Below are 8,724 nucleotides of genomic sequence, written 5' to 3'. Positions count from 1 at the left end.
TACCGATGATGGGCTTGGTAGGCCGTTACCCTACCAACTACCTAATCGGCCGCAGACCCATCCTTGGGCACCCCGAAGGGTGTTTCGGTGAAGCACCATTCCAGGCCGCATCACCTATCCGGGTTTATCCCCAGTTTCCCGGGGTTATCCCGGTCCCAAGGGCAGGTTATCCACGTGTTACTGAGCCGTTCGCCACGAACACAAGGTTCGTTCGACTTGCATGGCTTAATCGAACCCCAATAGCAGTAGCCTCCGCCAGGATCAAACGGACTTAAAGGAGTTGAACATGGGGGAGGATCTGGCTGGGTGGGAATTCACCACTAGCTCCTGCCACATTCATTTTCCTATCCCTGCATCAAACCGCAATTGTTAATTGCGGCTATCATGATCGTGATATGTTTACCATGGTTATGAACCGGGTCAATCACAGCAAGCCTTCATGGTTAACTCATGAACCCGCGCCACTGGACAAACCATGGCACACCCAGTACACAGCCCCCCACCAAACACAAACAAAATCGAAAAAATTGCAAAGTGGTGGTAGGAGATAATTGAGAAGTTCGACAACCATGATTGAATATAAATCTCAAAAAAGAAAAAAAGCAGACTGAAATCAATCATTAAAGACGCCGGGGACGGGATTTGAACCCGCGCGATCCAAAGGATCATTGGCTTAGCAGGCCAACGCCGTACCAGACTGGGCCACCCCGGCCTACTTAAACCTATCTGTGTTCAGCATTATAAGTTTTTCGTTACATGGGTGGGCACGTTCAGGGGTTGACAGACCTTCCATCTACCGGTGATCCCGCTGACTGGCTCCACCCCGTTAATCCGCAAGCATCAGCTGTCCATGGTAGGGCTGCTCCTTTCCAGGCCTGACCCGTTCCCATGACTAAGATGGTTTACCCTGACCCTCCAGTCAGGGCCCCATCACCACTGATCCTGCGGGACGAGGCTTCGACACCAATCAGCAGGGCCGATAAACAGTCGATCAGCCGCCCCCTGAACTTCGACCGCGCCGTATAGGGGATTTGCGCTTACAGAGGACCCCTAACCCTCCGGTCTAGCCCATTGTATCCATTATACTAAGTAGTATTTTAATGTTTCTATGGACATATCAATCCCCTGCATCTCATGGAATGTATCCTTAACCATAATGCACAGTGCAGTGGTATAAATAAGTGGTAAATTAATTAAACTAACATTTCATATTAATTCCATGGACACGCTCATAGCAATTAGTCTCATTCTGAGCCTATACATGGCCTTCAATATTGCCGCAAACGATATAGGTAACTCTGTGGGTACCGCTGTCGGTAGTGGTTCTCTCAGGATGAAAAATGCCCTCCTGCTGGGGGGATTTTTTGTATCAGTTGGGGCGCTTTTCCTTGGTGGGGGCGTCATAAAAACAATAAGTGAAGGGATAATCCCCCAGGGACTCCTTAATCCCAGAACAGTCCTTGTTATAACATTAACATCATCAATCTGGATAACATTCACCATCATAAAAAAAATACCCATTTCAGGTTCTGATGCCATTGTAAGTTCAGTTATTGGTGCTGGAATAGCAAGTATCGGCATTCAGAACATGAGAACAGATGTTATTGGCTTCATAGTGCTGAGCTGGATTATGTCACCGATTGCAGGTTTTTTCACAGGATTCGTAATCTACAAATCCATCAGAAGGGTTTTAATAAAACCACTTCAGGGTATGGGTATGCGAGACCGGCTCGAAAAGGTATTTTCATATCTTCAGATACTGAGTTCCTCGTTTTCAGCCCTTAACCTTGGGGCCGTGGATATAGCAGTCGCAACAGGTGTTATATTTGCGACTGGTTATGCTGGTGGATACTGGATCAGAATACTGGGGGCTCTTGGGCTTGCTTCAGGAATTCTGCTGGCTGGTAACAGGGTGACAGAAACAATTGGGAGAAGAATAACAGATCTCACACCAAGTAGAGGCTTTGCAGCCCAGCTATCAGCATCATTTATCGTTTATCTCTTTCTGGGTTATGGTATGCCCGTATCGCCAACACAGACCCTTGTGGGGTCGGTGATAGGCGTTGGGGTTGCACATGGGACATCAACGGTCGAATATGACGTAATAAGGCACATAGCATACACTTGGATAGTTACGATACCCACATGCGTCATCCTATCAGCTGCAATTTATACTATCACAGCCTTTATATGAACATTAAAGGCTTTTGAGGGCCCTTATAATATCCCCATCCGCAATTATCCCCACCATTTCACCATCAAACACGACAACAAGCTGATTTATTATTCCCTCATCCGATGAGTAGTCATTCATCTTCTCAATGGCATCACCAAGTGTCTCATCCGGGGCCACAGTGGCAACATCCCTCACCATGACCTCTCCCACTCTTGTGCCGAGCTCATAGTTGTCAAGTATCAGGTTGTGGCCGAGGTCTGAGGCGGTTACAATTCCAACAAGTTTTCCCTCCTCAATGACGGGGAGAGCGCTTATCCTGTGCTTCATCAGTTTTTCAAATGCAAAAACCACGTCTTCAGATGGTTCAACTGTTATAACATCCGTCGTCATTACTTCCTTAACCTTAACTTCATTAAGTTTTTTCAGCACCTTTCTCTCCTCCCTTAACACTGGTTTTTGTCAGTGATTTTATAATTGAATCTATCGTGGTTACAACATCTATATTCTCAATAACAGGCACGTTGTGTTTTTTTGCCTGGCTTTCAATGTATCTGTGAATTCTTCTTATTGCCCAGAAGTAACTTATATACCTTTTAAGTGGCCTCCTGGCCCACATCTGTCTGCAACGTGAATAAAACCTTCCCTTATGGACGTTCTCATCTGAAACCGTGAGTACAAACATTGCAACATTTTCCTTGTTTATGAGGTCATCCCTTATAAACCCAGGGACTATATGCACACCCTCAATCACTATGCTTATACCCTCTGTGAGGGCCCTCTCAATTACAGCCTCCACACCGATGCTCACAGTGTCCACGTGATCCCTGAATCCAATTAGGACCTCGTCAAGTTCCGGTGGTGGGGGTATTCTGAGGGACTGGTAAGCTGTGTAGCTTGATTCATAAATGGACGGGAGAAGTTCCCTCGAGACTATTTTACGCATTACCTCCCTTATCATGTCGGTGCTTATCATGTTCCTTATGCCAAGGCGGTTTGCAACCTCAAATGCAATTGATGATGTTCCAACCCCGGAGGCCCCCCCTATGAGTATTATCAGGGGCTCCTTGCACTGCCTTATTCGTCTCCAGAGCATGTACTTCTCTGCTACCTCAGGATCCTCCCTTTTCAGGTGCTCTGAGACCACATCAACGAGTTCCTCTATTGTTATGACATCTACATTATTCTTTTTAAGGTGAGCCTCAATTCTAGAAGCAAATGTATATGCCTTGTTGGGGTCCATCTCTGCCCTGGTAAGTGAACGTGCCAGAACGCCCTTGGAGAAGGGCTCCGTGTATTTTTTTCCGCTTACTTCTCCCTGAACCATGATCATGGTCTCACCTCAAAAAGAACTTGCCATAATCTGAAATCCAGTTTTTATATATTTAACTGGATCTCAGATTTAAAATTTCAGCATTTATAGATCCATCCTCTTCAATTTCAATGAGGGCTGCTCTGCCATCTGAAAGCTGTCCCGGATTGACAACGATGGTCTCACCTATATAGTCCACTCCAGGGGACTCATGGATGTGGCCACAGATGTGCAGGGAGGGCCGGTGTCTTTCTATAGCATCTCTCACTCCCCTGCTTCCAACATTATCCCCAGAGGGAATCCTATCAAGTGATGTTCCATGTGGTGGTGCATGGGTTACAAGAATGAGGAGATCCCCTTCACCAGGATTTTTCATGAGATCATTCAGTTCTGCTTTTATTTCATCCTCTTCCAGTTCAAGGGGTGTGTTAAACGGTGTCGGGTTTGAACCCCCAAGGCCACATATCGATATATTCTTAATGTTAATGGATCTTCCATGAATATTCACAGCCTTTGAGTTTTCTATTTTAGCTACAGCCCCATGGGGATCGCAGTTACCGGGTACAGCAATAACAGGGATGTTATGGGATGCCAGGTCATTAAGGAGCTCCTCAACGAGTTCCACAGGCCCGAAGTGTGTTATGTCACCCGCAACAACAATTAGGTCAACCCTGTTATCTTCTATAAATTTGTGAAGTTCAGGTATGTTTGAACCATGAAGATCACTTACAGCGAGAATTTTCATAAAAAACCACGCTCCATTAATCCCTGAAAAAGGAGCCTATTTCCTTTAAACCCTTTTTTACATCCTCTGAATCGCCATAAACGGCTATAAGATCGTCTTCTTCAAATTCAATTATAAGGCTGTGGGTTTCGGCAATATCCTGAACCCTATCCTCGGCTATTGGTTCCTTGAGGTGCACTCTTGCAGCTGCAAATCCCGGTGGGGCGCCAACAATGAACCTTGACTTTGTTTCAGGGGGTTTGTGAATCTCCTCACCCCTTGAGGCCCTCTTTAATTTTTCAATCCATTTCTCAGGGTAATCAGGGGCCACTGACTCTGCAAGTTCAAGGAGTTTCTCCTGGATTGAGTTGAGCATATCATTTATTCTCTTAAGCTCCCTGATCATCTCAGGGTTCTCTGTATCTGATTTATAGAAATTTATTGACGTCCTAACAAGCCTTATGTCCTCTGTAATTTCCACTGGAACATCAACATCCCTCTTTCGAAGGTCTGTCAGGAGTTCAACAAGCACGAACCATGTCTGTTCAACAGGTAATGTCATAGATGTCCTTCCAGAATTTTTAGGGTTGTATGGTTTATCTTTGCACCCGCTTCTTCAAGTTCCTTTCGGATCTCCTCAACACTACTGTAGGAGCTGAGGATAAGCACATGATTGCTCTGTGTGCCCCGGATGGATAGTATGGCCACCTCGTCATCATCAGATAATTCCTTCTTTTCAAGGCCCGCCTTGTACTCCACAAAGGGTCTGAATTCTTCTGGAAGATCCTTCAAAGTGAATATTCCCTTTAAAGTAGCTATAAACAAAAAAACACCTCACTTTATGGGACTCTAAATCCCCGAAAAAAATTAATAATTGGGTCTTAACCGCTTCCAGGTGCAAGGCGGTCGAGTTCCTCGAGCTTTTCAAGGCACTCGTCCACGCATACCTGGTGGGCGTCAACCACAAGGTCCTCTTTTGGAAGACCCATCGCAAGTCCAAGCAGCTGTGCGAGGTGAAGTACCGGAATGTCAAATTCTTCGCCGAATTTTTCCTTTATCTCCATCTGACCAACGTCAAACTGGAGGTGGCAGAATGGGCAGACGTTTACTATTGCGTCAACACCTGCTTCCTTCATGTTTGTGAGTTTTTCCCTTGTGAAGTCAAGTGCAACGTCCAGGTCCCTTGATCTCACTCCACCACCGGCACCGCAGCACATCATCTTGTCCTTGTATTCAACTGATTTGGCGCCAGTTACCTCAACAATTTCATCCAGTATCGTTGGCCTTTCAGGGTTGTCTATGTTTATCTCATCACTTGGTTTGAGGAAGTGGCATCCGTAGTGCACTGCAACGTTGAGGTTGAGGGGCTTTTCGACGAGTTCTGAGAGTTTGTCAAGTCCAACATCGTTGTACAGTATTTCAGCAAAGTGCCTGACGTTGATTTCTCCCTTGTATTCCCTTCCAGTCTCCTTGAGGATTTCATTGATTTTTGCCTTCATCTCCTCGTCTTCCTTGAGGAGGTGGTTTGTCTCGAAGAGTGAACCGAAGCATCCGTTACATTCGGTCATGATGTCCGCGCCCATGTCCTCAGCAATTGTTATGTTCCTTGCTGCTATTGCGGCCCATGTTGTTTTATCAAATGAACCGAATACCCCTGGTGCTGGACAGCAGGATGCTCCTTCCATGTCCTTCAGTTCAATACCGAGTTTATCGAATAGAACCCTTGTTGCCTTTTCAATTCCAGGGTACCTGTTGTTCATGATACATCCTAAAAAGTATGCGATTTCCATTTGCATTCCTCCTTATTCAAGTTCACCTGTTTCCCAGTTGTAGCCTATTAACTGGTCAAAGCCTGTTGCCTTGATGATTTTCTGAACCTCTTCAAGTGCTTCAGGGAACTGGTGTGTTGTTGGTGGTAGTTCTCCAAGACCGACAGCCTTTCGAAGCTCCATTGTTGCGTCGTTGATTGGTACTCCATGGCCTGTTTTTATAACGAATGATCCAACTGCCCTGTGTGCTGGTGCCATGAAGCCTGCTTTGGCTGCTTCGTTCCTTGCAAGTTTCACGACATCCACGATTCTGACCTTACGTGGGCACCTTTCCTGGCATGCATAGCATGTTGTGCACATCCAGAGGGTTGGGTCTGAGATTATTTCATCCTTTAATCCAACATTAGCCTTCCTTATTATCTGTCTTACCCTGTAAGGGGTTCTTCTTCCAGATGGGCATGATCCTGTGCATGTACCACACTGGAAACAGTATTCCAGGCTCTCACCGCCGGCAGCCTTTATTTTCTCGGAGAATTCCTTGTCAATATTACCCTTTCTGATTATGTTTTCTTCTCTCTGCAGTAGAGTCATTATATCACTCCTTTCGCTTTTCTCCTCTTCCTCCTCTGATTCTTCTTCAGAATCAGAATCCTCCGAAGAGTCTTCATCCTCAACTACCTCCCCGTCCTCCCGGGAGGTTTCAGCAGGTTCTTCAGATTCACCCTCCTCAACATCTGCAGTTTCAGGTTCTTCAGCTGATGCTTCCTCAGAGGCCCCCAAAGGTTCTTCAAGCTTTTGAGGTTCCTCTGATTTTTCTGTTTCTGCAGATACAGAGGGTTCATCTGAAGGTTTTTCTTGAGGTTGAGGTTTTTCTTCCTGTTTGGTGGACTCTGTTGATGTCTCCGTTTTCTCTGGCTCCCCTGCTTTACTGTCCTCTTCCTTCTTCTCACCCATCAACATTTCTTTTAGGCGTTTTAGAACTGACATTGTTTTTCACACCCTGAAAGATCCCTGGTTAGCAAACCTCAGAATTTTCTTATTAGACTGTGATTTTTATGGGTATATAAAGATTCCTAAAATTTGCCGATGTGTAACCTTTAAGGTGACACCTGAGGATTGTATCCTAAGATACCGGTAAGTGACAGACGGTGCAAGCAACGAGCAAGACTGTAATGGTTAAGTAATCCCTGACTCCAAGTAAGTAACAGACGGTGTAAGCAATGAGCAAGACTGGATACCAGATAAAATTACATGACGGACCCGCAAGGCTGGGTCTTCTCGGAGATTCTGAAACTCCCCTACTTGTAAAGTATGAAAAGATGGAAATCGCCCCATACGAAACCATCCCACACAATGTACCCCGGGAAATCGCAGAGTGGGGGGTCACTGAAACCCTGGAGATGGCCTCTGAATCTGATTCAGAATACGCATTCATACATGGATCCCGCTACACTGACCTCAGAGTAAGGTGCGCCCTTGAACTTGAGGAGATCGGTTTCAGGAAACTCATAGTGGCAAATATGGATGAACTGCTCCGGAGACCCATGGAGATGGTTCGGATTCTGACTGGAATACGTGAGGCCATAAAACCCGAAACCATGCTATGTTCAACATTCTCCCCTCCAGCCTTCATCCCCCTCCTCGCGTATATGGGTGTGGATGTGTTCTCAGATGCCGCTGCAGAGTTCTATGGTATGATCAATGTTCTGTTCACCGAAACCCATACCTATCCCCTGGACACCTACCGGCTCGGTAGTTACAGTAAAGATGAACTGATTGAAAGGAACAGGCTGACACTGGATCTGGTGCTAAGGGAGGTCCGTGAACACATAAAGAATGGTACACTGAGAAACCTCGTCGAGGAGCGTGCCGCCTCCTCACCCCAGAACATGTCTGCACTCAGAACACTGGACCATGAAATGCAGGAATTCCTCCAGAAGTACACCCCCCTCTACTGATGGGGTTTCCAGTGCCCCGGCACCGCTATTATAATATAATGGTAGGGTCCAGCACCTCCCACGGACTCCACAGTGAAACCATGGCCTTCAAGAATCTCTATGACCTCATCCTCAGATAGCCTTAGATCGATGTGCGGTCCCGGTGTTCCCGCTACCTTTTTAAAATCAACCACAACCAGCCTTCCAGTCCCACTGAGGAGTCTTTTGACCTCGGCCATCAGTGGTTCAACCTCGCCGTTGACCACTATCCCATGGAAAACGTTGGCCATGAAGTAAACGTCAACTGTTCTATCAGGAACCGGCAGTCTATGGGTTATATCGGCAACAAGAGGTAGTATGTTACTCCCTCTGCCCATTTTGGACCTCAGTTTCTCAACTGATTCTGGGTATACATCAACCGCGATGACCCTTCCCTCATCACCAACAGCGGATGCTGCTTCAAGTGAAATAAATCCATCACCACAGCCAGCATCAAGAAATGTGTCCCCGGCCTTCAATGGAAGCATCTCAATGAGCTTTTTAGCATCTATGAGGTCCCTTGTCGATTTACCGCCACCCACATGGATCTTACGGGGCATGTTAACACCATACTTATCTCTTTTTTTATATGATAAAATTTTCACGATCTCCCTGCGAATCTCATTAACCTTGATTGTGCATCATCAAGTGCCTTAACCAAACATGATCAAAACGGATCGCCAATGAAAATCATACAGTGCTTTGTGATGTTCAGATCCAAGGGCACCTATAAATAAACGCCCGGAGAGAATTATTAAATGGTGTATTAA

Annotated in this window: 10 protein-coding genes, 1 tRNA gene, 1 rRNA gene and 1 other RNA gene; 2 read left to right on the top strand and 11 right to left on the bottom strand. The window is 46.0% G+C overall.

From position 1 onward, the window contains the following. The 3 genes from QFX30_RS08050 to ffs form a co-directional block, all read right to left on the bottom strand. A 16S ribosomal RNA gene (locus QFX30_RS08050) occupies window positions 1–272 on the bottom strand; the annotation flags it as partial. A 355-nt stretch (window positions 273–627) separates the two neighbouring features. Beyond that, window positions 628–712: transfer RNA gene (locus QFX30_RS08045), tRNA-Ser, on the bottom strand. Window positions 713–758: 46 nt separating this feature from the next. Continuing rightward, an RNA gene (gene ffs / locus QFX30_RS08040) (signal recognition particle sRNA) lies at window positions 759–1,074 on the bottom strand. 145 nt (window positions 1,075–1,219) lie between these two features. Between ffs and QFX30_RS08035 the strand changes: the two genes are divergently transcribed. Then, entirely contained in the window at window positions 1,220–2,194 is a 975-nt protein-coding gene (locus QFX30_RS08035; RefSeq protein WP_300490661.1) for an inorganic phosphate transporter, read from the top strand. 3 nt (window positions 2,195–2,197) lie between these two features. On the opposite strand, the gene QFX30_RS08030 is transcribed toward QFX30_RS08035, so the two are convergent. The 7 genes from QFX30_RS08030 to hdrC are packed head-to-tail and all read right to left on the bottom strand — an operon-like array spanning window position 2,198 to window position 6,965. Further along, the gene (locus QFX30_RS08030) at window positions 2,198–2,566 is read right to left on the bottom strand and encodes a CBS domain-containing protein (RefSeq protein WP_300490671.1); all 369 of its coding nucleotides are present in this window, start codon (window positions 2,564–2,566) and stop codon (window positions 2,198–2,200) included. 22 nt (window positions 2,567–2,588) lie between these two features. Further along, window positions 2,589–3,506: a 2-phosphoglycerate kinase gene (locus tag QFX30_RS08025; RefSeq protein ID WP_300490658.1), complete on the bottom strand. Its 918-nt coding sequence runs from the start codon at window positions 3,504–3,506 to the stop codon at window positions 2,589–2,591. Between the two features lie 52 nt (window positions 3,507–3,558). After that, entirely contained in the window at window positions 3,559–4,230 is a 672-nt protein-coding gene (locus QFX30_RS08020; protein WP_300490655.1) for a metallophosphoesterase, read from the bottom strand. Between the two features lie 16 nt (window positions 4,231–4,246). Further along, window positions 4,247–4,771, bottom strand: a complete 525-nt coding sequence (locus QFX30_RS08015; RefSeq protein WP_300490652.1) for a DUF2096 domain-containing protein — start codon at window positions 4,769–4,771, stop codon at window positions 4,247–4,249. Further along, on the bottom strand, window positions 4,768–5,034 hold the full coding sequence (locus QFX30_RS08010) for a DUF749 domain-containing protein (protein ID WP_300490649.1): 267 nt from the start codon (window positions 5,032–5,034) through the stop codon (window positions 4,768–4,770). Before QFX30_RS08010 ends, QFX30_RS08015 begins: the two co-directional genes overlap by 4 nt. Window positions 5,035–5,090: 56 nt before the next feature. Continuing rightward, complete coding sequence (gene hdrB / locus QFX30_RS08005) at window positions 5,091–5,999, bottom strand: CoB--CoM heterodisulfide reductase subunit B (protein ID WP_300490646.1); 909 nt, start codon at window positions 5,997–5,999, stop codon at window positions 5,091–5,093. A gap of 12 nt (window positions 6,000–6,011) precedes the next feature. Then, window positions 6,012–6,965, bottom strand: coding sequence for a CoB--CoM heterodisulfide reductase subunit C (hdrC, locus tag QFX30_RS08000; RefSeq protein WP_300490644.1), 954 nt, complete (start codon window positions 6,963–6,965; stop codon window positions 6,012–6,014). Window positions 6,966–7,198: 233 nt separating this feature from the next. Between hdrC and QFX30_RS07995 the strand changes: the two genes are divergently transcribed. Further along, a complete protein-coding gene (locus QFX30_RS07995; RefSeq protein WP_300490642.1) occupies window positions 7,199–7,936 on the top strand; it encodes an archaeosine tRNA-ribosyltransferase in 738 nt (245 codons plus the stop codon). On the opposite strand, the gene QFX30_RS07990 is transcribed toward QFX30_RS07995, so the two are convergent. Further along, entirely contained in the window at window positions 7,930–8,514 is a 585-nt protein-coding gene (locus QFX30_RS07990) for a class I SAM-dependent methyltransferase (protein WP_300490639.1), read from the bottom strand. The two genes, QFX30_RS07995 and QFX30_RS07990, sit on opposite strands and share 7 nt — an antisense overlap. Window positions 8,515–8,724: the final 210 nt, after the last annotated feature.

Origin of the sequence: Methanothermobacter sp., from assembly GCF_030055435.1 — an archaeon.
Lineage (GTDB): Archaea > Methanobacteriota > Methanobacteria > Methanobacteriales > Methanothermobacteraceae > Methanothermobacter.
Note: the sequence above shows the minus strand (reverse complement) of the source record. Positions and strands in the feature narration are given on the sequence as shown.